Origin of the sequence: Roseobacter sp. HKCC-CH-9208 (assembly GCF_037805125.1) — a bacterium.
Taxonomy (GTDB): domain Bacteria; phylum Pseudomonadota; class Alphaproteobacteria; order Rhodobacterales; family Rhodobacteraceae; genus M30B80.
Genome location: NZ_JBBLYK010000001.1, coordinates 1493182 through 1519784, shown reverse-complemented (window position 1 = coordinate 1519784; position 26603 = coordinate 1493182). Strand labels below are relative to the sequence as shown.

Sequence of the window (26603 nt, the reverse complement as noted above, 5' to 3'; positions counted from 1 at the left end):
AGATTAAATCGGCAAGCCTACGATGAACCGCGCACCAAGCGGGTCGGAGGTGACATCAGCCTCAGTGGGGCGAATATTTTCAGTCCAAATTACCCCACCATGCGCCTCAACAATCTGCTTGGAAATCGCAAGGCCGAGGCCCGAGTGATTGCCAAATTGTGCTTGGGGCCGCTCTGAATAGAAACGGGTGAACACTTTCGTCAGCGCGTCATCAGGGATGGCTGGCCCTGTATCTTCTACCACCACCAAAATGCGATCCTCTCTTTTGCGCGCCCAGATGCGGACAGCATCCCCAGCATCGCAGAAAGACAAGGCATTGGACAAGAGGTTGACAAAGACCTGCGCCAAACGCCCCTCTAGCCCAGTGATCAGGATGGGCGCATCTGGCAAATCCGTGATCAAACTCACATCTTTCGCGCGCGCCTCGCCCGCGTGATAGTCGCAGATGTTGCGCAAGGTTCACAGAAGATCGAATTCTTCTTCCTCCTCCTTGACCAAATCAGCATCTAATCGCGAGGCATTCGAAATATCTGACACAAGCCTGTCCAATCGTTGCACATCATGGGTGATCACCTCATAGAGCCTGCTGCGCTGATCATCCGTATTGGCGCGCTGCAAAGTGCTGACCGCTGACTGCAAACTGGCCAATGGGTTTTTGATCTCATAGCTGACATCTGCGGCAAACTGCTCGTTTGATTCAATCCGATCATAGAGCGCGCCCACCATGCCACGCAGGGCCGCAGAGAGACGGCCTATTTCATCTAGTCGCCCCGTAAGATCAGGGATGCGGACACGGGTGAGGCTAAGCTTGCGGGCATTTTTATCGCGGCCCAGTTCGGCGGCATCGGCCAAATCGGACAGAGGGTTGGCAATGGTTGAGGCCAAGACAAGCGACAAAACAATCGAAATATTTCGAATCACGGTTTTTCTGCGGCCAGAATGTGGCATCTGCTTGTGAACGAACCGTTAGCGCCTCAACAAATCGGGCGAGTTCGACAAAATTTGTCCAATCGGGGAAATGGTTGCGCTAACTGTGCGGATGCGTCCTGTTCAGTAATAAAACCGTCATGTTATACGGGGCTCACGCGGGGTTGAGTGCAGCTCTGTTCCCGCGTTGATTTTCATCACTGCCGGGCAGCATCGGCACAGGAGCACAAGAGAACATGAGCACAGGACGCGTGAACCCCGCCCATCGGCTGGAGCATCAAGGCATTTCGGATCTGGGCCAGGTTCACTATAACCTGCTTGAACCTGCACTGATCCAAGCCGCTTTGACCCGCAATGAGGGTCGCCTTGGCAACGGCGGCACTCTGTTGGTCAGCACGGGGAAATATACGGGCCGCTCTCCTAAAGATAAATTTGTTGTCGCAACCCCTTCGGTCGAGCCGCATATCTGGTGGGACAACAACGCCCGCATGGAAATGGATGCCTTCGATCGCCTCTATTCCGACATGGTCGCGCATATGAAAGGCGGCGAATATTTCGTGCAAGATCTCTACGCTGGCGCGGATGCAGACCACCGCCTTGATGTGCGCGTGATCTCGGAGTTGGCATGGCACAACCTGTTCATCCGTCACCTGCTGCGCCGCCCATCGCGCACAGAACTGGACAGCTTTGTGCCCGAATTCACAATCGTCAATTGCCCCAGCTTTAAGGCGGATCCTGCGAAACATGGCTGCCGCACGGATACAGTGATCGTACTGAATTTTGACAAAAAACTGATCTTGATCGGTGGCACCGAATATGCGGGCGAAAACAAGAAATCGGTTTTCACCTTGTTGAACTATCTCTTGCCTGAGAAGGGCGTCATGCCGATGCATTGCTCGGCCAATCACGCCACGGGTAACCCTGATGATAGCGCGGTGTTCTTTGGTCTTTCTGGCACAGGAAAAACCACGCTTTCCGCTGATCCTGTTCGCGTGTTGATTGGTGATGATGAGCATGGATGGTCAGAAAATGGCATCTTCAATTTTGAGGGTGGCTGTTACGCCAAGACCATCAACCTGCGCAAAGAGGCAGAACCAGAAATCTACGCCACGACCCATAGTTTCGGCACTGTGATCGAAAATATGGTCTATGACGAAGAAACGCTCGAGCTTGATTTTGACGATGCAAGCCTGACGGCAAACACCCGCTGCGCCTATCCGTTGGAGCAGATCTCAAACGCATCCGACACAGGGCTTGGCGGGCATCCGAAAAATATCATCATGCTGACCTGTGATGCTTTTGGTGTTTTACCTCCGATTGCGCGCCTGACCCCTGCGCAGGCGATGTATCATTTCCTGTCAGGTTTCACCTCTAAGGTTGCCGGCACAGAGCGCGGCGTGACCGAGCCAGAACCAACCTTCTCAACCTGTTTTGGCGCCCCCTTTATGCCGCGCCGCCCTGAGGCCTATGGCAACCTTCTGCGCGAAAAAATCGCTGTTTACGGGTCGACCTGCTGGCTTGTGAACACGGGCTGGACGGGCGGGGCCTATGGCACAGGGTCGCGCATGCCCATTAAAGCAACCCGCGCCCTTTTGACCGCGGCACTGGATGGGTCACTCAATCAAGGCCAATTCCGCAAAGACCCTAATTTCGGGTTCGAAGTGCCTGTCGGCCTTAAAGGGGTGGATGATGCCTTGCTTGATCCACGCAGCACATGGTCAGATGCCGCAGCCTATGATGCGCAGGCCGCAAAATTGGTTGGGATGTTCGCAGATAACTTTGCGCAATATGTGCCCTACATAGACGAAGACGTAAAGGCAGCCGCGATCAGCTAAACCTCATCACAAGAGCAAGGCTTCGAAAACCGCCCCCGACACAGGGGCGGTTTTTTCATCAGCCCATCAGACCGCGGCGCACCAAATTGGCCCCTGCCACCAGTAGAACGATCAAAGTGATCTTACGAAATTTGACGGGATCAAGCCGATCAGACAGCTTAAACCCCACCTGCATGCCCAGAAAGGCAGGGATGAGCAGCGCCACCGAAAACGGTGCCGTGGAAAGGTTCAGCACCCCTGAGGAAAGATGCCCCGTCAACAGGCTGACCGACCCCAGACCATAGACCACACCCTGCACCAACATCTGGCGGGCCTTTGGGGTATCAAGAGCAATGAGATAAAGAACCGTGGGCGGCCCCCATGTGCCTGTCAGCCCCCCCAAAGCCCCCGCCAAAGTGCCGACACCCCATTCCGCCTTGCGGCGGTGCTGCGGTGGAATGTGAAATTTGATGCCCATCAACTGGATCAGGGTTAACACCACCACAGGCAAACCAAGGATCAGATACATCGTTCGGTTTGGTATGACGGTCACAAATTGCGCAACGATAATGATCATCACACAGACGATCAGGATATACCGCCAATATTCCGCGAACGCCGTTTTGGCCTCAGCCCAGCCATAACGGGCCACCTGCAATCCGTTGGAAAGGACGATCGGGAAAATGATGCCTGCAATCGCCAATTGCGGCTCTAGAAACATCGACAGACCCGAAATCATGATCAAGGGCATGGCAAAGCCAACCGCACCTTTCACGAAACCCGCTGCGAAAGTCACGCCAAGGGCGAGGGCGAAAGCCCAATATGGCATAAGGTGTAAGAAATCTGTCATGGCTGCTCCCTGCCTTGGTCAGGGTATTGCGCACATCCAACACCAAAACAAGCGCGACATTTTAATTCTTTTCGGTGCATTTTTTCGAATTAATGTTGCGCTGCGCCTGCAAAATGATTTAGAAGCAGGTGCAGAATCGAAAGATAAGCTTGCCCTTGCGCACCCTCAATTTGGAGAGACGCTATGCCCCGTGACGCCGAAATGACCGCTGCCCCTGTGATCTTGGCCAATCTCACCGCTTTGACGGCAGAGGCCCTGCCCCCAGTCGAGGCGGTTTTGGCCCGTGCCAAAGACGCCGTGCGCGATTTGGTGACAGTGGACGGGAAAATCTCGGGCGCGGCGATTGAGGCGGAACAGACTGCTGCCCATGGTCTGGCCTGGCTTGCCACCTATGTTGAGGCACTGCGCCAGATGCAAACATGGGCCGAACTCTTGGGCAGTGAGGGCAAGTTTGGTGATATTGAACAATTAATCTTGCAAATTGCTTTTGGCGAATATCTGGCCCAACTTCAGGGCGGGATTGCCATGAACCAAGGCGAAGTGCTGCGCCTGCCTGAACTTGGGCTTGGGAACACAGATGCAAATCTTCTGAAAACGGATGCAATCGCCACATTGGTCATACGCGGCAACACCCAAGCGGCCCGTTTGCGCCTTGTTGAGTTGATGCAGGAGCGCGCCGCAGAAATCACTGTTGGCGCCTCAGGCCTTGAAGATGAATTGGAAATGATCCGCGAACAATTCCGCCGCTATGCGCTGGAAAAGGTCGAGCCTTTCGCACATGACTGGCATCTGAAAGACGAACTGATCCCCCTCTCGGTGATCGAAGAGCTGGCAGAGATGGGCGTGTTCGGCCTCACCATTCCAGAGGAGTATGGTGGCTTTGGCCTGTCCAAAGCGGCGATGTGTGTCGTCTCGGAAGAACTTAGCCGCGGATATATTGGTGTGGGGTCCCTTGCAACGCGTTCAGAAATCGCAGCTGAGTTGATCCTTGCTGGGGGAACGGATGAGCAAAAGAAAAAATGGCTGCCCGCCTTGGCAAGCGCCGAGAAGCTGCCAACAGCCGTGTTCACCGAACCCAACACTGGCTCAGACTTGGGCAGCCTGCGCACCCGCGCGGTCAAGGATAAGGCGGGCAATTACCGCATCACGGGTAACAAGACATGGATCACGCACGCGTCACGCACCCATGTCATGACCCTCTTGGCCCGTACTGACCCCACGACCACCGATTACCGTGGTCTGTCAATGTTCTTGGCCGAAAAGACACCGGGCGATGACGAAAACCCCTTCCCCACCGCAGGTATGACCGGCGGCGAGATCGAGGTCTTGGGTTATCGCGGCATGAAAGAATATGAACTTGGCTTCGACAATTTCGAGGTGAAGGGCGAGAACCTTTTGGGCGGCCAAGAGGGGCAAGGCTTCAAGCAACTGATGCAAACTTTTGAAAGCGCGCGCATCCAAACCGCTGCCCGCGCCATCGGCGTGGCACAATCCGCCTTGGATGTTTCGATGCAATATGCCCAAGATCGCAAACAATTCGGCAAATCCCTAATCGAATTCCCGCGTGTTGCCTCAAAATTGGCCATGATGGCCGTAGAAATCATGATTGCGCGGCAACTGACCTATTTCTCCGCTCGCGAAAAAGACAATGACCGCCGTTGCGACCTTGAGGCAGGAATGGCCAAATTGCTTGGCGCACGGGTGGCATGGGCCGCCGCGGATAACGGATTGCAAATTCATGGCGGCAATGGGTTTGCGCTTGAATATAAAATCAGCCGTATTTTGTGCGATGCCCGTATCCTTAACATCTTTGAAGGCGCGGCAGAGATCCAAGCTCAGGTGATTGCGCGCCGCCTACTGGGCTAATCATGCGCGCCTTGAGGGCATGGCCCGCCCTTCTGGCACTTGCCGCCTGCAATGAAGACACGCCTATGCCCCCTGTCGGGGCATGGGTCTTGCAGTCTGATCCAAGCATAACCTTGGAGGTGGACGCAGAATTTAACTTTTACGGTCAAGGCCCCTGCAACCGTTATTTTGGTCGGTTCGAAGTGGTGGATACTGGCCTTAGGTCAGGCCTAATTGGCGCTACGCTGATGGCCTGCCCCAATCTCGACCAAGAATTCGCCTATTTCAGCGCCCTTGAGGCGACCCGCAGCACGTCTGTGAAGGATGGGCAATTGGTTCTGCGCAGTGCTGAGGGCGCAGCCCTCGTTTTCAGCCCTCAACCTTGACGGTTGAGGATATCCACTAAGCGCCCACGCGCGGCGGGAAGTGGGCGATCCCCCAAACTGGGGGCCAAATGATTGGCCAAGAAATGCCCTGTCAGGCGCAAGCCTGCTTGCAGTTCAGCGTGATCAGCGGGGCCAACCCCCTGCAAAAAACGCGGCAAGGGCAAAAGGCGATCTGCCCATTCACCCGCCGCATCGCGCGCCACAGCGCGCCCTGTGCGCGGCGACACATAGGCCAAATCCTGCGACACACCTGTGCGGGCGCAGTGGCTTAGATCAAGGCCAAAGCCCAACTCAGACAACAGCGCCAATTCCCATTGCACATAGGCATCGAGCCAATGATCCGCACCAAGCCCATCCAGCAGTGCAAGGCTATGGGCATAAAGCGCGGGGTAAGCGCTGCGTTCAGGCAGGGCAAAAGACAAAAGTGCGCAAACCGCGTTGAGCCCTGCAAGCTGCACAGGGTCGCTCATCACAGGGGCCGCGCGCGCGATCAAAGGCTCGATTGTGAAGGCGCCCATATGATCCGCGAGGCGCGCGCGCCATGTCGCCTGAAGCTGCGTTCCAACTTGCAAATGGGCGGCCATTTTGCGAGAGGCGCCACCCCGCAAAACGCCCACGAAACGGCCCTGCTCTGCCGTGAAAATTTCAAGGATGGCGGCAGATTCCCCATGACGCCGCGCCGCGAGCAATACACCTTCTGCGTGCCATTCCATCAGATCAGACCCTTTGCTGAGGCTAAAGCAATCCCTCTTGATCTAGCATATGCCGACCCGCACGATCTTCCACCTCAATCACCCAAAGATCAGGGTCAAATTCGCGCTGTTTGGCGATGGCTGCATCCACCTCGGCCTCTGGCCCTTGCGTCAGCACATCCCAGACCCGCGCACCAGTCTCTAGATCAAACCCACGATGAAACAAGGAGGCAGTGCCATCAAGCAAGGACAGCTTAACCAAGACCGCACCCGCATCGCTGTCACCCCGCGCCACGACAAAGGCGGGGATCTCGGACAAAGACAGCCGCCGCAGATAGGCCTGAACCCAAAACTCTGCGCGCAGACGGGGGGTCACTTGGTGTTCCCGTCCTTAAAATCGAGGCCCATTTCTGAGTAGCGCTCAGATTCTTCGAGCCAATTCGGGCGCACTTTAACCTGCAAAAATAGATGCACTTTGCGGCCAAGAAACTCGGCCAATTCTTCGCGCGCGGCGCGCGAAACAGCCTTAATTGTTTCGCCCCGATGGCCCAACAAAATGCCCTTATGTCCGTCACGGTTGACGTAAATCACTTGATCAATGCGCGCGCTGCCATCATCGCGTTCCTGCCAACTCTCGGTTTCCACCGTCAATTGATAGGGCAATTCTTGATGCAGGCGCAGTGTTAGCTTTTCACGGGTCATTTCCGCAGCGATCATGCGCATTGGCAAATCCGCAATCTGATCCTCAGGGTAAAGCCACGGCCCCTCTGGCATCTCTTGCGCCAACCATTCGCGCAAATCGCCCACACCATGGCCGCGCTCTGCTGAGATCATAAAGGTTTTCACAAATGGAAAAGCCGCGTTGGCCTCTTCGGTCAGCTTCAACAACTGAGGGGCCTCAACGCGGTCGATTTTGTTTATCGCCAAAGCGATCTTCCGACCCGAGGCCTTTTCAAGCAAACCGCTCAAGATTTCCCTGACCCCTTCGGTCAATCCACGATGGGCCTCGATGAGCAGGACAACCACATCCGCATCTGCGGCCCCTGTCCAAGCGGCCGCGACCATCGCCCGATCCAAACGGCGGCGCGGCCGAAACAGACCAGGCGTGTCGACAAAAACAATCTGGCTTTCTCCCTCAAGCACCACACCACGAATACGTGCGCGGGTGGTCTGCACCTTATGGGTCACAATTGAAACTTTTGCCCCGACCATATGATTAAGCAAGGTAGATTTACCTGCGTTCGGCTCACCAATAAGGGCAACAAATCCAGCGCGGCTGGTCATGGGCAGTTCCTTTTTTCAACGATCTTTGGGCATAGCGGGAAATCAGCCCTAGCGCCAGACGCATTAAGCGGAACCACCCTCTAGGGCGGCAAGCAATTTTTTTGCGGCTTCTTGTTCGGCATGACGCTTGGCTTTGGCACTGGCCTGCGCGGCCTCGCCCGAACTGAGCGTAACTTCGATGGTGAAGGTGGGGGCATGATCTGGCCCCTCACGGCTTAGCTCGGCATAGCGAGGCAAGCCTTTGCCCTTGGCCTGCGCCCATTCCTGCAAGGCGGTTTTCGCATCGCGGGCGTCATCGGCCACTGTATCGGCCTTGCCCGCCCAAAGACGACGGATCAGCCCACGCACCGCGTCATAGCCTGCATCCAAATAGACGGCGGCAATCACAGCCTCCATCGCATCGCCCAAAAGGGCATCTTTGCGGCGCCCTCCCGTCATCATTTCGGATTTGCCCAATTTCAACACCGCGCCCAAATCTACGCTGCGCGCGACTTCGGCACAGGTTTCCTTGCGCACAAGTGCGTTAAAACGGGGGGCCAATTGCCCCTCTGGCGCGTCTTGATCCTGTTCGAGCAACAGCTCAGCAATGACCAATCCCAAAACGCGATCTCCCAAGAATTCCAAGCGTTGATTATCCGCACGGGTCGGAGAGGAGAGCGAAGAATGCGTCAAAGCCCGCAAAATCAATTCGGGGCGGGAAAAGCTATGCCCTAAACGGGCGCAAAACTCGTCAATCTCACGCGATAATTTCACTGTAATGCTCTAAAAAACCGATCACTGCGCCATGTCCAGAAATAGACCATGCGATTCCCTGCAGAGGAAAAGATCACCCGATCTGCGCGACCCAAAAGATTTTCAACAGGCACGAATCCAACCCCGCCAATAGAACGTGGGAAACGGCTATCTTGAGAGTTGTCACGATTGTCGCCCATCACGAAGACATGGCCTTCGGGCACGGTAAATTCGGGGGTGTTGTCCGCGAAGGAGCGGTCATCAATATTTAACACCGCATGCGATACCCCATTGGGAAGCGTTTCAATCGCGCGGTCTTTTTCGCAGATCCCACCCGCCCCAACAGGCGCATTGGAACAGCGCGGCAGGTGGCCCAACGGGCCTTGTGGCTCGAACGCCTCAACGAAAGGTGCTGTTGGCTCTTGTGGGACGGGCGTGCCATTGATGATCAACTGGCCGTCTTGAACTTGGATCACATCCCCGGGCAGACCAATAACACGCTTGATAAAATCTGCGTCATTGGTGGGATGGCGGAAGACGGCGATATCACCACGCTCGGGCAATGTCTCGAAGATGCGGCCCGGGAAGGGACACATCGAGAAAGGGCAGCTGTGACGCGAATAGCCATAGGCCATTTTATTCACAAACAGGAAATCACCGATCAGCAACGTGTCTTTCATCGAGCCTGACGGGATCCAAAATGGCTGAAAGAACAAGGTGCGAAACACACCCGCAATCAACAGCGCGTAGACAATCGTTTTGATCGTCTCACCAATTCCCTCTTTTTTTGCCTTATAGCTTGCCATGCGTTTCGCCCCATCCGCTAAAAAATCGCGGTGGCCTTCGCCTGTGGCACCCTTGTGTCGCATCGCGGCAGGATTGCCAAAACGTCAACCGACCCATGCCCCTCATGGGCTGCGCGCGCCCTGCTGTCAAGCAAGCGAACCGTTTGGCTGGGTTGGCATAGCGGGAAGTTGCGCAGATATCTCATCAGGCAGCGCCTCGATCACAACGAATGCCTGCGCCCATGGGTGATCATCGGTCAATGTAACGTGGATAACGGCATCATACCCTTCTGGGATCATTTCGTTGAGCCGCTCTTGCGCCCATCCTGTGACGTGCATCACGGGCTGGCCCGTTTCCAAATTCGTCACCGACATATCGCGCCACGCAATCCCCATGCGCAGCCCCGTTCCCAGTGCCTTGGAACAGGCCTCTTTGGCGGCCCATCTTTTGGCGTAAACCGCAGCAGGGTTTTGCATGCGTTCGGCACGTTTTTGTTCATGTTCGGTGAACACGCGGTTGCGGAACCGATCACCAAACCGATCAAGCGCACGTTGGATGCGTTCGATATTTGCCAGATCCGTTCCGATCCCCAAAATCACGCGCGGGCCTCCTCCATCAGGCGGCGCATTTCACCGATGGCCGCAGACAACCCTGTAAACACCGCTTCGCCGATCAAGAAATGACCAATATTCAATTCGCGCACCTCTTTGATGGCCGCAATCGGGGTGACTGTCTCATAATTCAATCCGTGCCCCATATGCACCTCAAGGCCCAGATCAGCCGCCTGTTTTGCACCTGCAATCAAGCGAGAAAGTTCGGCTTTGTGGGCCTCCATCTCACCCTCGGCATGGTAATCGCAATAGGCCCCCGTATGCAGTTCAATAACAGGCGCCCCAATGCGCGCGGCCGCCGCGATTTGCAGCGGGTCTGCGGCGATGAACATCGACACACGGATGCCGGCATCGCGCAAAGGCGCAATGAATTCCGCAAGGCGCGCCTCGTCCCCTGCCACATCAAGGCCACCTTCGGTGGTGCGTTCTTCGCGCCGCTCAGGAACGATACAGGCGGCATGCGGGCGATGAGACAGGGCGATTCTTTGCATCTCCGCGGTGGCGGCCATCTCGAAATTGAGCGGGGTTTTAATCGCCGCCATCAGCCCCGCGATATCTTCGTCCCGAATGTGACGGCGGTCTTCGCGCAAATGCGCCGTGATGCCATCAGCCCCCGCCGCTTCGGCCAAGAGGGCAGCCCGCGCAGGATCAGGAAGCGCACCACCGCGCGCGTTTCGCAATGTTGCGACATGGTCAATATTGACCCCCAGCCTAAGATCGCGGGTCATCTGGTGCCTCCCACCTATTGGACAATGAACATTAATCTAGCGTTTTGCGCCCGAAGTGCCAGCCTGTTCGCGGCGTTTCTCAATCTTCGCTCTGCGCTTGGCAATACGGCGCTTTTGATACGCACGGATCAGAGGCACACTGATAAAATAGGCCAAGATTGATGATAAAATCCCCGGAATAATCGCCCCAATCATCCATGGGAAAAATGCCGTGTCATAGAAAATCTTGAGTTCATGCCAATGCGCGGGCGCCCCTGAGAAGATCGACCACAGGTTATGCAACAAATCACCCGCCGCCCCCCGAAACCGCGCAATCAACCCTGCATTCACATCACTGCGCATGGTTGAGCCAAGCATGAAATGCCCTGTTTCAAGCGAGATTATCGCAATCGGCACATAGGTCAGCGGGTTGCCGACAAAAGTCGCCAGAAGCGAAGCAATCACATTGCCCCGCAAGATCCATGCAAGCAGAGCTGCGATGAAAAAGTGGAACCCAAAAAAGGGCGTAAAGACCGCAAATACACCAGCGGCAACACCGCGCCCAATCGATTCCGCCGATCCCGGCAGGCGGTTCAGACGATGGGTGACATATTGGAAGGCACGCATCCATCCGCCACGCGGATAGACCAATTCGGCCACAATCCGAAGCAAGGGTCGCTGATCCCTTCGCTTAAACACCACGGATTGTTCCTCTCCCTTACTCGCGTAGCTACACCCGCGCCGTGTCGGGTCTAAGGATGCCTTTCGACATCTCGATAACGGCCAAGCTTAGCGACATCGCTATCAGCTTCCAATGCCATCATCACCGCATGCAGATGTTCAGCATCCCTTACATCAACATCAATTAATAAACGAAAGAAGTCTGGCTTTCGGTCGATAAAATGTAAATCAGAGATATTGGCATTTTGTTCGCCAATCAATGTGCAAATTCTTCCCAAAACACCGTTAAAATTCGAAATCGTCACGTTGATCGTGACGTTATGCACCGCAGCGTGCCGACCTTCTGACCAATGCAGGTCAATCCAACGCTCGGGCGCGTTGTCGAATTCAGCCAAAGATTCGCAGTCAATCGCATGAACCATTGGCCCACGCCCCCGATAGGTGATGCCCACAATCCGTTCACCTGGCACGGGCTGGCAACATTGGGCACGCTGCACATCTGACCCCGAAGGCAAACCAATCACAGCCCGCTTTTGATCGACATCGACAAAATCACCGCTGGTGGCGAGTTCTGGATAAAGCTTGGTCACCACATCGCGCGCCGAAATTTCAGCAGATCCGATCCGCGCCAAAACCTCGTCACCATCTTCTAAGCCAAGCGCCTTGGCGGCTGTGTCCAAGGCCTTGGGGGTGGATTTCTTATTGGCATGCTCAAACGCCACCCGCGCCAATTCGCGCCCCAATTTGATGTAACGCCCCCGATCCTCTTCGCGGAGGCGGCGGCGGATTGCGGCCTTGGCACGACCTGTCACCACGATATCAATCCATGTGGCCTGCGGGCTTTGACCTTCGGCGGTCACAACCTCGACCGATTGGCCATTTTTCAGGCGTGTCCAAAGCGGCACGCGAATGCCATCAACCTTGGCCCCCACGCAAGAATGGCCAATGCGCGTGTGAATCGAATAGGCAAAATCCAACGGGGTCGCCCCGCGCGGCAACTTCACAACATCCCCTTTAGGCGTGAAGCAAAACACTTGGTCGGAATACATTTCCAACTTCACATGTTCGAGGAATTCGTCATGATCCTCGGCCATCTCAAAGCGTTCTGTCAGCGTGGACAACCATTTTGCAGGATCAACCGCAAACGGGTTCGCCGCGCGCACACCGTCTCGATAGGACCAATGCGCCGCGACACCAGATTCAGCAACTTCGTGCATCTGGCGCGTGCGGATTTGGATTTCAACACGCTTACCATCTCGCCCTGAAACAGAGGTATGGATCGAACGATAGCCGTTCGACTTGGGCTGGCTGATGTAATCCTTGAATCTTCCCGGAACAGAACGCCATCTTTGATGCATCGCCCCTAAAACGCGATAGCATTCATCCTCTGTCTCAACGATGACGCGAAATCCGTAAATGTCAGACAAACGCGAAAACGCGAGGTCTTTTTCCTGCATTTTGCGCCAAATCGAAAAGGGCTTTTTGGCACGCCCATAGACATCGCCAGAAATACCATGCTTGGCCAAAACGGCTTCGATATCATCGGTGATCTTTGGGATCACATCGCCCGATTCTTTCTGCAGGGTCAAAAAGCGGCGCATGATCGAATTGCGCGCTTCGGGATTGACCACGCGAAAGGCGAGGTCTTCCAACTCCTCGCGCATCCATTGCATCCCCATACGGCCTGCAAGCGGCGCGTAGATATCCATTGTCTCGCGCGATTTTTGCAGCTGCTTTTCGGCGCGCATATGGCGGATGGTGCGCATATTGTGCAATCGGTCGGCCAGTTTCACGAGGATCACGCGCAGATCCTTGGACATGGCCATGAACAATTTGCGGAAGTTCTCAGCCTGCTTTGATTCGCGATTGGACAGCTGCAAATTGGTCAGCTTGGTCACGCCATCGACCAATTCCGCAACATCCGTCCCAAAACGGCTTTCCAGTTCGGAATAGGTGCCCTTGGTATCTTCGATCGTGTCATGCAGCAGCGCCGTTGCGATTGTGGCATCGTCCAGCCGCATCTCGGTTAGGATCGCTGCCACCGAAACAGGGTGGGTGAAATAAGCCTCACCCGATTGGCGCATTTGACCCTGATGCATATCCTGCGCATAGGAATAGGCCCCCCGCAGGAGGGCCTCATTGCATTTTGGATTGTAGTTTCGGACAAGACTGATCAGATCATCGGCGTCAAAAAGGCCGCTTCGATCTGATCCATTTCCGTCCATAAATCGCCTATATTACTTCTGCCCCTGCGCTTCAAGCAGGGCACGCAACATCTGTTCTTCGGTCATGTCATCCGCTTGTGGACGATCCTGATCGGCGCTTTGCAGCAATGTCATCGTGTCTTCTTCAGGCTCATCAACCTCAATCTGAGTTTGATGCGATTCAATGAAACGCTCGCGCAGGCCATCTGCGGATTGTGTCTCTTCTGCAATCTCGCGCAAAGCAACGACAGGATTCTTGTCATTGTCGCGATCCACAGTAAGCGGCGAGCCAGACGCCATTTCGCGGGCGCGATGTGCAGCAAGCATCACCAATTCAAAGCGGTTGGGAACCTTGTCTACGCAATCTTCTACCGTCACGCGGGCCATACTAAACTCTCCAAGGCTGATTAAGGGAGGGGCGCAAGCCTCGTAAATAGTCAGACCGCCCCCGAAATACAAGTGCAAAAGACCGCGCGCGCGCTCACAGTGGATTGATCTCACGACACTGTTCGGGCGGCAATTTTGCGCGCAATTCAGAAACCGTTTCGCCAAGGATCGGGTGACACCAATTTGGGGCAACATCACAGAGCGGGATTAAAACAAAGCCGCGCTCAGCCATGCGGGGGTGGGGTAAAATCAATTGATCAGGCGCGCGCGATTGCGCCTCTTTTGTCGAAAGATTGGCCCAAACTTGCCATGTGTCTGGATCTGGCAAAACCAAATTGCCGAGGCCTAAAAGATCTAAATCCAACCCACGCGCGGCCCAGCGTTGCAGACGGCTACGGCCAAAATCAGCCTCTATGGCATGCAGCTTTTCCAGCAGCAAATTTGGGCCTAACGGCCAGTCAAAGGAGATCGCTGCATTCACAAAATCAGGGCCAGAACCTGCAGGAAATGCAGGGGTTCGATAGAATTGGCTCAACTTGAAATCGCCACCACCCTGCGCGGTCACATAGTCCCGCAACTGTGCAATCGCACGATCCAAAACCACGCGCGGCGCCTGCCCCTCGACAGGTAGATTTGAGCCGAGCGCGACAAGTGCCTTGCGCGGCTCCGCATTAGAAAGGAAAGCTTGCGCCAAATGATTTATCCCCTATTTTGCTCTGCATTGCTGATCGTGATATTTTGACGAATTATTCAAGGCCACGATTGGTCTGTTTATTATAAGGTCTTTCAAATGTTTTATCGTGATGAGCGCCTCGCGCTCTTTATTGACGGCTCAAATCTTTATGCGGCAGCCAAGGCTTTGGCTTTTGATATCGACTATAAACACTTACGCCAAGAATTCATGCAACGCGGAAAACTTCTTCGCGCATTTTACTATACGGCCCTTCTTGAGAATGACGAATACTCCCCGATTCGCCCTCTGGTGGATTGGTTGAACTACAACGGGTTCACCATGGTGACGAAAGCCGCCAAGGAATTCACAGATGCGCAAGGGCGGCGCAAGATCAAAGGGAATATGGATATTGATTTGGCGGTCGATGCGATGGAAATCGCAGACCATGTCGATCATATCGTGCTGTTTTCTGGCGATGGCGATTTTCGTCCGCTTGTGGCTGCCATCCAACGCAAGGGCGTTCGGGTTTCGGTTGTGTCCACCATCCGCTCGAACCCACCTATGATTGCCGATGACCTAAGGCGGCAGGCGGACAATTTCATTGAATTGGACGAGTTAAAAGACGCAGTAGGACGCCCCCCGCGCGAAAATGGCGGTGAGGATGACTTTGAGGAAAGCTATTAAGGCGCCCCGCGCACAGGACCGCGCCCCTCTTCCTCCCCCACCAGATAGAGCGACAACATCTTCGACAAATCCCCCAAGCGCACAGGCTTGGTCAGATAGGCGTCCATGCCGACATCAATCCCCTTTTGGCGGTCATGGCCAACGGCGTCAGCTGTGATGGCGATTATAGGGATTTTTGAGAACCCTGACGCACTTTCACGCGCCCGAATTTCGCGGGCCATTTCAAAACCATTCATCGTGGGCATGTGACAATCGGTGAGGATCAGATCGAAGCAGTCTTGATCCAGCGCTGCAAGCGCCTCGCGCCCATTGATTCGCAGGAAATGTGGCATGTGTGAGGCGTTTGCGCCGATGCCGTTTAGGCAGAAACGCTAGACGGCGGGGCCACAAAGACTTAACTGTGGGGTGATCGGAGAGATACTATGCAAAAACCGCCCCTCACCCTCTATTTGGCCGCGCCGCGCGGATTTTGCGCAGGTGTAGATCGCGCAATTAAAATCGTGGAAATGGCTCTCGAGAAATGGGGCGCACCCGTCTTTGTGCGCCATGAAATCGTGCATAACAAATTCGTGGTGGATGCCCTACGCGAAAAGGGCGCAGTTTTTGTCGAAGAATTGGACGAGTGCCCAAATGATCGACCCGTGATTTTTTCTGCCCATGGGGTGCCCAAATCTGTTCCCGCAACCGCAGAGCGGCGGCAGATGATATATGTTGATGCAACCTGCCCGCTTGTGTCCAAAGTGCATATCGAGGCGGCGCGGCATCATGAGGCGGGGTTGCAGATCGTGATGATCGGCCACGCGGGCCATCCGGAAACGATTGGCACTATGGGCCAATTGCCCGAAGGCGAAGTCGTCTTGGTTGAAACAGTAGCGGATGTGGCGGCCCTCACGGTGCGCGACCCCCTGAAACTGGCCTTTGTGACGCAAACCACCCTTTCGATTGATGACACCGCCGATGTTGTTGCGGCCCTCAAGACACAGTTCCCTGCGATTATCGGCCCGCACAAAGAAGACATTTGCTACGCCACCACCAACCGCCAAGAGGCCGTCAAGGCGATGGCGGTCAAGGCAGATGCCATGCTTGTCGTGGGCGCGCCCAATTCCTCAAATTCAAAACGCTTGGTCGAGGTGGGGGCAAAAATGGGCTGCAACTATGCGCAGCTTGTGCAACGGGCGACTGATATTGACTGGCGCGCGCTTGAGGGGATTACCAGCCTTGGTCTGACGGCGGGCGCATCTGCGCCAGAGCTGTTGGTCAATGAGGTGATTGATGCCGTGCGGGCGCGCTATGATGTGACAGTCGAACAGGTTGAGACTGCCGTGGAAAATGTTGAGTTCAAAGTGCCGCGCATCCTGCGTGAGCCTGCCTAACCATCGCCCATGGATCCGCTTTACCCATTTGTTTTTGCAGGGCTGTTTTCGCCTGGGCCAAATGTTATCCTCTTGACCACATCAGGCGCGCTGTTCGGGTTTCGCGCGACCATTCCGCATATTTTCGGTGTCGCCGCAGGGGTGGGGGTGATTGCTGCTGCCTCAAGCTTAGGTGTCAGCGCGATTTTATTGGCCTATCCAGTGGCTGCCTTAGTGATGAAAATAGCCGCAGCATCTTGGATCCTTTATATGGCATCCACCCTATGGCGGGCCAGACCGGCAGATCCTAAGGCGCGACAGGTCGCAAAGCCGTTTACCTTTCTTCAGGCTGTGATGTTTCAATGGGTCAATCCCAAGGTTTGGGCCGTTAGCCTTGCCGCTGCTGCGGGCTTTGGCGCGGGTGGCACGCTTTTGACAGAAGCCTTGCGCCTTTCGTCCGCCTTTTCAGGAATTAATCTTTTTGTCTGTCTGTTTTGGGCAGCAGCAGGAACGGCCTTGGCGCGGCTTCTGACCACGCCGCGTGCATGGAATATTTTTCGCAAAACCATGGCAAGCGCCCTCGCGCTGACAGCCGCAATGGTCTTTATGTGAGCCCCGCCCTATATTGCGCCACAGGGTCAGGCTGCGACCCAATCAACCAATCAGGCCCGATGCAATGTTCCGATTTTTCGAAACACTGGTAGATCCCTATACGCCCTACGCCGATGAGGATACGCCCCCCAATCGACTCTGGCCGTTTTTGCGCGGCTATGCGCAACCCTTCAAACGGGTGTTCATCGCAGCCGCCTTTATGTCGATGGTGGTCGCTTCGATTGAATTGGGGCTGATCGTCTATTTGGGGCGCGTTGTTGATCTGCTATCAGTCAGTAGTCCCGCAGAACTGTTTGCAAATCACGGGCTCGAGCTTGGCTTAGTCGCGCTCTTTGTGGTGCTAGTCCGCCCTTTGATGCAGCTTTTGGATGTGGGGCTTTTGAACAATGCGATCCTGCCGAATTTCGGCACGCTGATCCGTTGGCGGGCACATCGGCATGTTTTACGTCAATCGGTCGGATGGTTCGAAAATGATTTTGCGGGCCGTATCGCAGGGCGGATTATGCAAACCCCGCCCGCCGCAGGCGATGCGGTGTTTCAGATTTTTGACGCCATCACATTTTCAATCGCCTATTTCATCGGCGCGGTGATCCTACTGACCCAGTCAGACCCACGGCTTGCCGTGCCCTTGGTGATTTGGTGCGGGCTCTATGGGCTGTTGGTGCGCTGGACAATCCGCAATGTCACCCCCGCCTCCAAGGCCAGTTCAGATGCGCGATCCATGACAACGGGACGGGTCGTTGACAGCTATACCAACATCCACTCGGTCAAGCTTTTCGCGCATACAACACGCGAACTGGACTATGCCTACGAGGCGATTGAGCATACCCGCCAAACATTCGCCCGCGAGATGCGGATATTCACGATAATGGACGTCACGCTATTGACCTTGAACGGACTTTTGATTGTGTCCGTTGTCGGTTGGTCGGTCTGGTTGTGGTATACGGGAACGGCGACTGTGGGCGTTGTGGCGGCGGCAGCCGCCCTCACCTTACAACTCAATGCAATGACGGGCTGGATCATGTGGGCTCTCTCAAGCCTATTCCGAGAATTGGGGGTGGTGATGGAGGGGATGGAGACCATTGCCCAACCGATCACATTGCGTGACCGCCAAAACGCATCCGCGCTCAAATTCGAGAAAGGATTGATCGAATTTGATGCGGTCAGTCACCATTATGGGCGCGGCGCGGGTGGCTTAGATCGCCTCAGTTTATCCATCCAGCCCGGCGAAAAGGTCGGGCTTGTCGGGCGCTCTGGCGCTGGGAAATCGACCCTCGTTAAACTTTTGCTACGATTTTATGATTGCGAAGGCGGCGTAATCCGCATTGATGGCCAAAATATTGCCGATGTGACCCAAGACAGCCTGCGCGCCACAATCGGCGTTGTGCAGCAAGACAGCAGCCTGTTGCACCGCTCCGTGCGCGACAACATCGCCTATGGCCGCCCCGATACAAGTGATGCTGACGTAATCCGCGCCGCAGAACGCGCCGAGGCCTTAGGGTTCATCCATGATCTAGAAGACCCAGAGGGCCGCACAGGGTTTGAGGCCCATGTTGGCGAACGCGGGGTGAAACTTTCAGGCGGACAAAGACAGCGCATTGCGCTTGCGCGGGTGGTTCTGAAAGATGCGCCGATTTTAATTTTAGACGAGGCCACAAGCGCGCTTGATAGCGAGATTGAAGCGAGCATCCAAAACACGCTGAGCGACCTGATGGCAGGCAAAACCGTGATTGCGATTGCGCATAGACTGTCGACCATTGCGCAGATGGATCGCATCATCGTTTTAGATGAAGGCCACATCATCGAAGATGGCCCACATGAGGTGCTTTTGGCAAAGGGCGGGCTCTATGCTTCGCTGTGGAACCGCCAATCGGGCGGCTTTCTTAATCCAGACGGAGGTTCCGCGTGAGCGAAGAAACCCTCACCATCACCCGCCTCGGACATCGCGGCGATGGCATTGCACAGAACGCGGGCGGAGGCCAAATCCTTGTCCCCCTTACCCTGCCTGACGAGGTGGTGCGCGGCGTGGTAAACGAAGGTCAATTGGACGGGGCCAAAATTGTGACCCCTTCCCCCGCGCGGGTAAAACCTGTCTGCGCGCATTATAAATCCTGTGGCGGGTGCAGCCTGCAACATGCCTCGGACACATTTGTCAGTGCGTGGAAGGCAGACCAAATTGCAATTGCGCTTGCCGCGCACGGGATCACAACTGATATCCGCGCAACCCTAACTTCGCCTGCGCACTCACGCAGGCGCGCCACCTTTGCCGCGCGGCGTACAAAATCGGGGACGATGGTAGGATTTCATGCCCGAAAATCGGACGTCCTTGTGCCGATCGGCGAATGTCACCTTTTGCCCGATGAGATGGTGGCCACGCTGCCCGTATTGGCCGAGATCGCCCGTTTGGGGGGATCGCGCAGTGCGGTTTTGGGCTTTAGCCTAACCCAGTCGGAAATCGGGCTTGACCTCCACGTGACGGGCGGCAAGCCCTTGGATCATGCGCTGCGGGTTGAATTGCCAAAATTCCGCACCGAATTTCTGCGCCTGACATGGGGGGATGAGGTCGTCTTTATGGAAACCCCACCCTATCACCAAATGGGGCACGCGCGTGTCACCCCACCCGCAGGTGCATTTTTGCAAGCCACCAAAGCGGGCGAAGCAGCGCTTTTGGCCACTGCACGCAGCGCGATTTCGGGGGCCACACGCATCATTGACCTTTTTGCGGGATGTGGAACCTTTACCTTTCCACTGGCCAAAACAGCGCCCGTGCACGCAGTCGAAGGCAGCGCCGATATGGTCAAGACCTTGCAAAACGCCGCCCGCTATGCGGACGGGCTAAAGCCCATTACCGCCGAAACCCGCGACCTGTTTCGCCGCCCCGTTTTAAGTGACGAATTAGCCAAATATGACGCGGTGGTCATCGACCCGCCCCGTGCAGGCGCACAGGCACAGGTGCATGAATTGGCGAAAACCGACATCCCCCAGATTGCATTTCTATCCTGCAACCCGATCAGTTTTGCACGTGACGCAAAAACCCTCATTGACGCAGGTTATTACCTTGAATGGGCGCAGCCCATCGACCAATTCCGTTGGTCGCCGCATATAGAACTTGCCGCCCGCTTTATCCGACCCCTTATGACGCGGTAACGCGCTCAAGGATGGCTGCTATGACCAGTGATTTTACGACCACGCGACAGATACTTGCCGATTGGCTAGACCGCCCTCACATCCGCCAATTCATCATCGGCGTGATCATTTTTAACGCCATTCTTTTGGGCCTTGAGACACCGCCCGAAGTTATGGGCACGGCGGGCACTATTATCCTGACATTGGACTGGATTTGCCTTGCGATTTTCGTGATCGAAATTGCGCTGAAACTGGTGGCCCATGGCGCGCGGTTTTTCCGCTCGGGATGGAACGTTTTTGATTTCTTGATTGTTGGGATCGCGCTGATGCCCGCCACCCACGGGCTGTCAGTTCTGCGCGCCTTGCGCATCTTGCGGGTATTGCGGGTCATCTCAGCAGCGCCACGATTGCGCCGCGTGGTCGAGGGGTTTGTGACCGCCCTGCCAGGAATGGGCAGCGTGTTCTTGCTGATGGGGATCATCTTTTACATCGGTGCCGTGATGGCAACCAAACTGTTCGGGGCATCTTTCCCCGAATGGTTCGGCACGCTTGGCGCGTCTTTCTATTCCCTGTTCCAAATCATGACGTTGGAAAGTTGGTCCATGGGCATCGTGCGCCCCGTGATGGATGTTTATCCTTACGCGTGGCTGTTCTTTGTGCCTTTCATCATGGTCACGACCTTTGCGGTGGTGAACCTGCTGGTTGGCCTGATCGTCAATTCCATGCAAGACGCTCATGCCGAAGAAAGCAATGCCGCCACAGATGCCTATCGTGATGAGGTGCTAGACCGACTGCGCAAGATTGAGGAGCGGTTGGGGAAGTAGGCGTTTAAGCCCGCTTCCCCAAAACATCTACGCCCAAGGTCACGAAAACCTTGGTCACGATATCCTCGGCATTCATGCCTGCCACCGCATACATGTCGCGCGGGCTGGCTTGGTCGATGAAAATATCGGGCAGCACCATGGAGCGGTATTTGATCCCCCGATCAAACACGCCCGTTTCCGCCAGATGATGCGCGACATGGCTGCCAAAGCCGCCAATTGCCCCTTCTTCAATGGTGATCAGCGCCTCGTGATGACGGGCGAGTTGGTCGATCAAATCTGTATCCAACGGTTTGGCAAAACGCGCGTCAGCAATCGTGGGCGTGATCCCTTTCTGGGCCAAAATCTCCGCAGCTTCGCGCACTTCTTTCAGGCGGGTGCCAAAGTTCAAGAGAGCCACGCGATTGCCGTCTGCGATCATCCGCCCCTTGCCGATTTCAAGCGCCTGACCGCGTGCAGGTAACTCGACCCCAACACCTTCGCCGCGCGGAAAGCGGAAGGCAGACGGGCGATCCCCAATCTCTAGGGCGGTGCGCACCATATGCACCAATTCCGCTTCATCGGCAGCCGCCATCACCACGAAATCGGGCAAATTTGCCAGATAGGCGATGTCAAAACTGCCCGCATGGGTGGCGCCATCGGCACCAACAAGCCCCGCGCGATCAATCGCAAAGCGCACAGGCAGACGTTGTATGGCCACGTCATGCACAACTTGATCATAGCCGCGTTGCAAGAAGGTCGAATAAAGCGCGCAGAAGGGTTTCAACCCACCCGCCGCCATACCCGCCGAAAAGGTCACCGCATGCTGTTCGGCAATGCCCACATCAAAACAGCGTTCGGGAAAGCGTTCTTCAAATAGGTTCAGGCCTGTTCCGTCTGGCATCGCCGCCGTGATAGCCGTCACCAACGGATCCTCGGCGGCCTCGGCAATCAGCGCATCTGCAAAGACACGCGTATATGAGGGCGCGTTTGAGGGCGCTTTGTGTTGCTTGCCCGTGACCACATCGAAGCGCGCGGTGGCGTGGCCGCGATCTGGGCGATCTTCGGCATAGCCTTTGCCCTTCTTGGTAATCGCATGAATGAGCATCGGCCCATCCGCCCGCGCCTTGACGGTGCGCAAAACCGCAAGCAGCTGATCCATATCATGTCCATCAATCGGGCCAATATAATCAAAGCCCAATTCTTCGAACAAGGTGCCGCCGACTGTCGCGGATTTCAGAAGTTCTTTCGCGCGGCGCGCCCCGTGTTGGAACGGCTCGGGCAAAAGCGATACTGCGCCCTTGGCGGCGGCTTTGAATTCCTGAAACGGCGCGCCTGCATAAAGACGGGACAAATAAGCCGACATCGCACCTGTTGGCGGCGCAATCGACATTTCATTGTCGTTGAGGATCACAATCAACCGCTTTTTCAGATGGCCCGCATTGTTCAGGGCCTCATAGGCCATGCCTGCGGAAATGGAACCATCACCGATAATCGCAATCGCATCTCCCAAACCTGTCTCGCAGGCACCGCTTAAATCGCGCGCAACGGCAAAGCCGAGCGCCGCAGAAATAGAGGTGGAACTATGCGCAGCGCCAAATGGGTCATAGGGCGACTCGCTGCGTTTCGTGAAACCTGACAAGCCACCCTTTTGGCGCAGACTGCGGATACGATCCCGCCGCCCTGTCAAAATCTTATGCGGATAACATTGGTGGCTGACATCCCAAATGATCTTGTCACGCGGGGCATCAAATACGGCATGAAGTGCCACCGTCAACTCAACCACACCCAGACCAGCCCCCAAATGCCCACCCGTCTCGGAGACAGCCGAAATCGTCTCGGCGCGCAATTCATCGGCCAAGCGGGTCAGATCATGATCAGAAAACCGCTGCAAATCGCGCGGCGTGGTCACTTGATCCAAAAGCGGTGTTTTAGGTCTATCTGTCATCGGCCCTCCAGTGGTCGCCATATAGCCATGACAGGGGCCAAGGGCAACGGATCACGCCTATCTGTCGCGGGCAATGATGAATCGGGCAAGGTCGCGCAGGCTTTGGGCTTTATCCCCGAATGGTGCAAGAGCCGTTTCCGCCTCAGCGACCAAGCGCGCTGCCTCAGCCTTGGCACCGTCTAGCCCCAGAAGCGTGACAAAGGTCGCTTTGCCCGCATCGGCATCTTTGCGCAGGGCCTTACCTGCCTTGCTGCTGTCGCCTTCCACATCCAAAATGTCATCAGCAATCTGAAAGGCGAGGCCAATTGCACGGGCATATGCCCTCAACGGTGCGGGATCTTGGCCCGCTATGATCGCTGCGGCATGGGCGGGCCATTCCAACAGCGCGCCCGTTTTATTGCTTTGCAATTCCGTGATTTGTTCAAGGGTCAAGGGGGACGCAGCGGTTTCTGCGGCAATGTCCTGCGCCTGCCCTAAAACCATACCGCGCGCACCTGCGGCTTCAGCCAAGGTCGACACCAATTTGATCCGCACCTCCGCAGCCCCAAGATTAGGATCAGCCAAAAGCGTGAATGCAAAACTTTGCAGCGCATCCCCCGCGAGAACCGCAATCGCCTCGTTCCATTTTTTGTGAACAGTGGGCTGACCGCGGCGCAGGTCGTCATCGTCCATGCAAGGCAGATCATCGTGGATCAGGCTATAGGCATGGATGGCCTCAACCGCACCCGCCGCAGGAAGCGCGGAGGCCGCAGGAATGCCATATAGCGCCGATGCCTCAAGCACCAAAAACCCACGCAAACCCTTGCCACCCTGCAACGCATAGCGCATCGCCGCCGCGACATCATCTGTGCCATATTGCGCAAGCGACTCGGTCAAGAACGCAGCAATGACGCGGGAATGGGTGCTGAGGCGGGTTTGAAACTCAATAGGGGCCAAAGGCGCTCAAAGCCCCTCAACTGGGGTGCTGCCCGTTGGCGCGCCTGTGCCATCTAGGGTGATTTTGGAGACTTTTTCTTCGGCCTCTTTGAGCTTGGACTCACAACGTGCGCGCAGCGCAGCCCCCCGTTCATAGAGCGCGATGGATTGGTCAAGTGGCACATCCCCACGCTCAAGCTTGGCCACGACTTCCTCTAGGGCGCGCAAGGCGTCTTCAAAACTCATCTGCGCAAGGTCGTTGTCATCTGTCATTTCGAAGCTTCCATCAATTCTGTGACATGGGCCGCAACACTGCGCCCCAGTGAGGGCAGATCATAACCGCCCTCTAGCGCCGAGACCACCCGCCCCGCGCATTGGGTTTCGGCAAATGCGCAAATTTCTCGCGTCAGCCATGCAAAATCCGTTTCATCCCAATTTAGATTGGCCAATGGATCGGCCTGATGCGCGTCAAAACCTGCGGAAATCAGGATAAGGTCAGGCGCAAATTCAGCCAATCGCGGAAATACATCGCGAAGATAGGCCTGTTGCATCAAGGCCCCGTCTGAATTGGGTGGAAGGGGCACATTCAGGATGTTACCCGCCACGCCACGTTCGCCACGCGCCCCCGATCCTGGATAAAGCGGCATCTGGTGTGACGAGACAAACAAAGCGCGGGTTTCATCCCACAGCAAATCTTGCGTGCCATTGCCGTGATGCACATCGAAATCAATCACGGCCACCCGTGCGGCCCCCGCCCGCTCGAGTGCATGTTTGGCCCCAATCGCTACTGACCCAAAGAGACAAAACCCCATGGCTGTTGCAGTTTCGGCGTGATGCCCAGGTGGTCGCGTGAGGACGAATGCGTTTTTGGCGCGGCCCTCCATCACGGCATCTATTGCTGCGATCATACCCCCTACACCCGAAAGCGTGGCCTGCCATGACGCGGGCGACAGAAAGGTATCGCCATCAAGCGCAACTTGCCCTTGTGTGGGCAAAGCCGCTTTGAGTTGATCAATATAGGCTTGGGGGTGGCACAATCGCAGATCGTCTTCCGTGGCCAATGGGGCTGCGTGGCGTTCAAGCCCCACGAAATCTACGCCATCCAAATGGGCCTTTATGGCCGCAATGCGCGCCACCTGTTCGGGATGGCCCTCTGGCGTCAGATGATCTTGCGCAAATGGGTTTTCAAATAGCCATGTCGCCATCAGTCAGGCACCAACATGTAGCCCGCGCCGCGGACAGTTTGCAGATAACGGGGTTGTTTCGGGTCAGCTTCAATCTTGCGGCGTAGACGGGTGATTTGCACATCAATCGCGCGCTCTTGCGCAGGGTCGCCGCCTGCCATCTTGTCACGGCCCAATTCTTCGACCAACTGCTGACGGGTCACAGAACTGTTCACATGGGTTGCAAAGATCCGCATCAATGCGGCCTCGGTTGCAGTCAGGCGCAAAGGCTGATCACCCTGCCACAACTCGCCACGATCAATGTCAAAGCGCATGGCACCAAGATGCAGCAGTTTGGGCAGGTTTTGGCTGGCTTCGGATTGTGGCATACGGCGCAGGATCGCGCCGATACGCAATAGCAATTCCTTGGGCTCAAAGGGTTTTGGCAAATAATCATCTGCCCCCGCCTCAAAACCTGCAATACGATCTTGCGCCTCGCCCTTGGCCGTCAAAAGCAAGATTGGGCAATCCATCGTTTTGCGCAAATCTTGTGTCAGGGTAATGCCATCCTCACCCGGCATCATCACATCAAGCACAATCAAATCGAAATCCAACCCCTGCAACAGGCGGCGGGCTTGCGCAGCATCGCGCGCAACACTGGCCAGAAACCCGTTGCGGATCAGAAATTTCTGCAACAGCCCGCGGATGCGTTCATCATCATCCACGATCAGGATATGCGGGTTGGTGTCTGCCATTTTAGGTATCCAAACCTGCTTGGAAATGGCGCAGCATCTCAGGATCCATCATCTGCTCAAGGACAGCACGAAATCCTGCCACGGCCTCTGGCCCCGCATTGCGATAGGCCGCGCGCATGCGGTTGCGCTGCGCCTCTGACAATTCGCGTTCAAGCTTGGCGCCTGTTTCGGTGAGATAAAGATGCCGTTCGCGCTTATCCTGCACCCCAACGCGGCTTTCGACCAAACCATCGGCGATCAGACTCCGCAGAACGCGATTGAGGGACTGCTTGGTCACGCCCAGAATATTCAGCAGGTTATTGACTGTCGTTCCAGGGGTGCGGTTGATGAAATGGATGGCACGATGATGGGCGCGACCATATTCGTAATTTTGTAAAATGCGATCAGGATCAGCGGTAAATCCCCGATAGGCGAAGAACATAGCCTCAATCCCGCGGCGCAGCTGCTCATCCGTCAAAAAGAGCAAGCTTTCGCCCGTGCCGATAGGGTTATTGACTGCACGTTCTGCCATCTTCATCTCCCGCATCTTTTTGGGTCTTTGGCATCGGAACCAAGGAACACTTCACAGTTTATGTCAGCCTTGTTGACTTTCCAAGAATCAATTGTTACCGAATTGCCAGTTTTGCGAAATATTATGTCCGAAACGACCGTATTTTGCACAACATTTGC

Annotated in this window: 29 protein-coding genes and 1 pseudogene; 10 read left to right on the top strand and 20 right to left on the bottom strand. The window is 55.7% G+C overall.

Annotated features, from left to right (window positions below; genetic code table 11):
• Window positions 1-3: 3 nt before the first annotated feature.
• Window positions 4-909, bottom strand: a pseudogene (locus tag AAC621_RS07600) (sensor histidine kinase); the annotation flags it as partial.
• 254 nt (window positions 910-1163) lie between these two features.
• On the opposite strand from AAC621_RS07600, the gene AAC621_RS07595 reads away from it, so the two are divergent.
• Window positions 1164-2762: a phosphoenolpyruvate carboxykinase gene (locus AAC621_RS07595; RefSeq protein WP_340253951.1), complete on the top strand. Its 1599-nt coding sequence runs from the start codon at window positions 1164-1166 to the stop codon at window positions 2760-2762.
• 58 nt (window positions 2763-2820) lie between these two features.
• Here the strand turns inward: AAC621_RS07595 and AAC621_RS07590 are convergent, their stop codons facing one another.
• On the bottom strand, window positions 2821-3591 hold the full coding sequence (locus AAC621_RS07590; RefSeq protein WP_340253948.1) for a sulfite exporter TauE/SafE family protein: 771 nt from the start codon (window positions 3589-3591) through the stop codon (window positions 2821-2823).
• On the opposite strand from AAC621_RS07590, the gene AAC621_RS07585 reads away from it, so the two are divergent.
• Genes AAC621_RS07585 through AAC621_RS07575 form a run of 3 tightly spaced genes read left to right on the top strand, consistent with a single transcriptional unit; the run spans window position 3590 to window position 5822 of the window.
• A complete protein-coding gene (locus AAC621_RS07585; protein ID WP_340253945.1) occupies window positions 3590-3796 on the top strand; it encodes a hypothetical protein in 207 nt (68 codons plus the stop codon). The genes AAC621_RS07590 and AAC621_RS07585 overlap by 2 nt on opposite strands.
• Window positions 3775-5457, top strand: a complete 1683-nt coding sequence (locus AAC621_RS07580; protein WP_340253942.1) for an acyl-CoA dehydrogenase family protein — start codon at window positions 3775-3777, stop codon at window positions 5455-5457. The genes AAC621_RS07585 and AAC621_RS07580 overlap by 22 nt, the downstream gene beginning before the upstream one ends.
• A 2-nt stretch (window positions 5458-5459) precedes the next feature.
• The gene (locus tag AAC621_RS07575) at window positions 5460-5822 is read left to right on the top strand and encodes an META domain-containing protein (protein WP_340253939.1); all 363 of its coding nucleotides are present in this window, start codon (window positions 5460-5462) and stop codon (window positions 5820-5822) included.
• Here AAC621_RS07575 and recO read toward each other — a convergent pair.
• The 11 genes from recO to folK form a co-directional block, all read right to left on the bottom strand.
• Window positions 5813-6535 (bottom strand): DNA repair protein RecO, encoded by a 723-nt coding sequence (gene recO / locus AAC621_RS07570; protein WP_340253936.1) that lies wholly within the window; start codon window positions 6533-6535, stop codon window positions 5813-5815. The two genes, AAC621_RS07575 and recO, sit on opposite strands and share 10 nt — an antisense overlap.
• 22 nt (window positions 6536-6557) lie before the next feature.
• A complete protein-coding gene (locus AAC621_RS07565) occupies window positions 6558-6890 on the bottom strand; it encodes a DUF1491 family protein (RefSeq protein WP_340253933.1) in 333 nt (110 codons plus the stop codon).
• Window positions 6887-7798, bottom strand: coding sequence for a GTPase Era (gene era / locus AAC621_RS07560; protein ID WP_340253930.1), 912 nt, complete (start codon window positions 7796-7798; stop codon window positions 6887-6889). Before era ends, AAC621_RS07565 begins: the two co-directional genes overlap by 4 nt.
• 63 nt (window positions 7799-7861) lie before the next feature.
• Window positions 7862-8551: a ribonuclease III gene (gene rnc, locus AAC621_RS07555; RefSeq protein WP_317657266.1), complete on the bottom strand. Its 690-nt coding sequence runs from the start codon at window positions 8549-8551 to the stop codon at window positions 7862-7864.
• Window positions 8548-9336, bottom strand: coding sequence for a signal peptidase I (gene lepB, locus AAC621_RS07550; protein WP_340253927.1), 789 nt, complete (start codon window positions 9334-9336; stop codon window positions 8548-8550). Before lepB ends, rnc begins: the two co-directional genes overlap by 4 nt.
• Window positions 9337-9462: 126 nt before the next feature.
• A complete protein-coding gene (acpS, locus tag AAC621_RS07545; protein WP_340253924.1) occupies window positions 9463-9915 on the bottom strand; it encodes a holo-ACP synthase in 453 nt (150 codons plus the stop codon).
• On the bottom strand, window positions 9912-10655 hold the full coding sequence (locus tag AAC621_RS07540; RefSeq protein WP_340253921.1) for a pyridoxine 5'-phosphate synthase: 744 nt from the start codon (window positions 10653-10655) through the stop codon (window positions 9912-9914). The genes acpS and AAC621_RS07540 overlap by 4 nt, the downstream gene beginning before the upstream one ends.
• A gap of 36 nt (window positions 10656-10691) precedes the next feature.
• The gene (locus tag AAC621_RS07535; protein WP_340253918.1) at window positions 10692-11333 is read right to left on the bottom strand and encodes a DUF2062 domain-containing protein; all 642 of its coding nucleotides are present in this window, start codon (window positions 11331-11333) and stop codon (window positions 10692-10694) included.
• Between the two features lie 53 nt (window positions 11334-11386).
• A complete protein-coding gene (locus AAC621_RS07530) occupies window positions 11387-13540 on the bottom strand; it encodes a RelA/SpoT family protein (RefSeq protein WP_340253915.1) in 2154 nt (717 codons plus the stop codon).
• A gap of 12 nt (window positions 13541-13552) precedes the next feature.
• The gene (rpoZ, locus tag AAC621_RS07525; RefSeq protein ID WP_340253912.1) at window positions 13553-13906 is read right to left on the bottom strand and encodes a DNA-directed RNA polymerase subunit omega; all 354 of its coding nucleotides are present in this window, start codon (window positions 13904-13906) and stop codon (window positions 13553-13555) included.
• A 94-nt stretch (window positions 13907-14000) separates the two neighbouring features.
• Window positions 14001-14600 (bottom strand): 2-amino-4-hydroxy-6-hydroxymethyldihydropteridine diphosphokinase, encoded by a 600-nt coding sequence (folK, locus tag AAC621_RS07520; protein ID WP_340253909.1) that lies wholly within the window; start codon window positions 14598-14600, stop codon window positions 14001-14003.
• Between the two features lie 96 nt (window positions 14601-14696).
• On the opposite strand from folK, the gene AAC621_RS07515 reads away from it, so the two are divergent.
• Complete coding sequence (locus tag AAC621_RS07515; RefSeq protein ID WP_340253906.1) at window positions 14697-15263, top strand: LabA-like NYN domain-containing protein; 567 nt, start codon at window positions 14697-14699, stop codon at window positions 15261-15263.
• Here AAC621_RS07515 and AAC621_RS07510 read toward each other — a convergent pair.
• Window positions 15260-15595 carry a response regulator gene (locus AAC621_RS07510; RefSeq protein ID WP_340253903.1) on the bottom strand — a complete coding sequence of 112 codons (336 nt, stop codon included), beginning with the start codon at window positions 15593-15595 and terminating at the stop codon, window positions 15260-15262. The genes AAC621_RS07515 and AAC621_RS07510 overlap by 4 nt on opposite strands.
• Window positions 15596-15685: 90 nt before the next feature.
• On the opposite strand from AAC621_RS07510, the gene ispH reads away from it, so the two are divergent.
• From ispH to AAC621_RS07485, 5 genes are all read left to right on the top strand, one after another.
• Window positions 15686-16636 (top strand): 4-hydroxy-3-methylbut-2-enyl diphosphate reductase, encoded by a 951-nt coding sequence (gene ispH / locus AAC621_RS07505; protein ID WP_340253900.1) that lies wholly within the window; start codon window positions 15686-15688, stop codon window positions 16634-16636.
• Between the two features lie 9 nt (window positions 16637-16645).
• Window positions 16646-17227 carry a LysE family translocator gene (locus AAC621_RS07500; protein ID WP_340253897.1) on the top strand — a complete coding sequence of 194 codons (582 nt, stop codon included), beginning with the start codon at window positions 16646-16648 and terminating at the stop codon, window positions 17225-17227.
• A gap of 64 nt (window positions 17228-17291) precedes the next feature.
• On the top strand, window positions 17292-19136 hold the full coding sequence (locus AAC621_RS07495) for an ABC transporter ATP-binding protein (protein WP_340253894.1): 1845 nt from the start codon (window positions 17292-17294) through the stop codon (window positions 19134-19136).
• Window positions 19133-20374 (top strand): class I SAM-dependent RNA methyltransferase, encoded by a 1242-nt coding sequence (locus tag AAC621_RS07490; RefSeq protein WP_340253891.1) that lies wholly within the window; start codon window positions 19133-19135, stop codon window positions 20372-20374. The genes AAC621_RS07495 and AAC621_RS07490 overlap by 4 nt, the downstream gene beginning before the upstream one ends.
• Window positions 20375-20394: 20 nt before the next feature.
• Window positions 20395-21177: an ion transporter gene (locus AAC621_RS07485; RefSeq protein WP_340253888.1), complete on the top strand. Its 783-nt coding sequence runs from the start codon at window positions 20395-20397 to the stop codon at window positions 21175-21177.
• A gap of 4 nt (window positions 21178-21181) precedes the next feature.
• Here the strand turns inward: AAC621_RS07485 and dxs are convergent, their stop codons facing one another.
• From dxs to AAC621_RS07455, 6 genes are read right to left on the bottom strand one after another with little or no spacing between them, the layout of a single operon-like run.
• A complete protein-coding gene (gene dxs / locus AAC621_RS07480) occupies window positions 21182-23101 on the bottom strand; it encodes a 1-deoxy-D-xylulose-5-phosphate synthase (protein WP_340253885.1) in 1920 nt (639 codons plus the stop codon).
• 57 nt (window positions 23102-23158) lie between these two features.
• Window positions 23159-24028: a polyprenyl synthetase family protein gene (locus AAC621_RS07475; RefSeq protein WP_445322516.1), complete on the bottom strand. Its 870-nt coding sequence runs from the start codon at window positions 24026-24028 to the stop codon at window positions 23159-23161.
• A gap of 15 nt (window positions 24029-24043) precedes the next feature.
• A complete protein-coding gene (locus tag AAC621_RS07470; RefSeq protein ID WP_340253882.1) occupies window positions 24044-24289 on the bottom strand; it encodes an exodeoxyribonuclease VII small subunit in 246 nt (81 codons plus the stop codon).
• Window positions 24286-25221 (bottom strand): histone deacetylase family protein, encoded by a 936-nt coding sequence (locus tag AAC621_RS07465; protein WP_340253879.1) that lies wholly within the window; start codon window positions 25219-25221, stop codon window positions 24286-24288. The genes AAC621_RS07470 and AAC621_RS07465 overlap by 4 nt, the downstream gene beginning before the upstream one ends.
• Complete coding sequence (locus AAC621_RS07460; RefSeq protein ID WP_340253876.1) at window positions 25221-25934, bottom strand: response regulator; 714 nt, start codon at window positions 25932-25934, stop codon at window positions 25221-25223. Before AAC621_RS07460 ends, AAC621_RS07465 begins: the two co-directional genes overlap by 1 nt.
• A gap of 1 nt (window position 25935) precedes the next feature.
• Complete coding sequence (locus AAC621_RS07455) at window positions 25936-26445, bottom strand: MarR family winged helix-turn-helix transcriptional regulator (protein WP_317657248.1); 510 nt, start codon at window positions 26443-26445, stop codon at window positions 25936-25938.
• Between the last annotated feature and the right edge of the window lie 158 nt (window positions 26446-26603).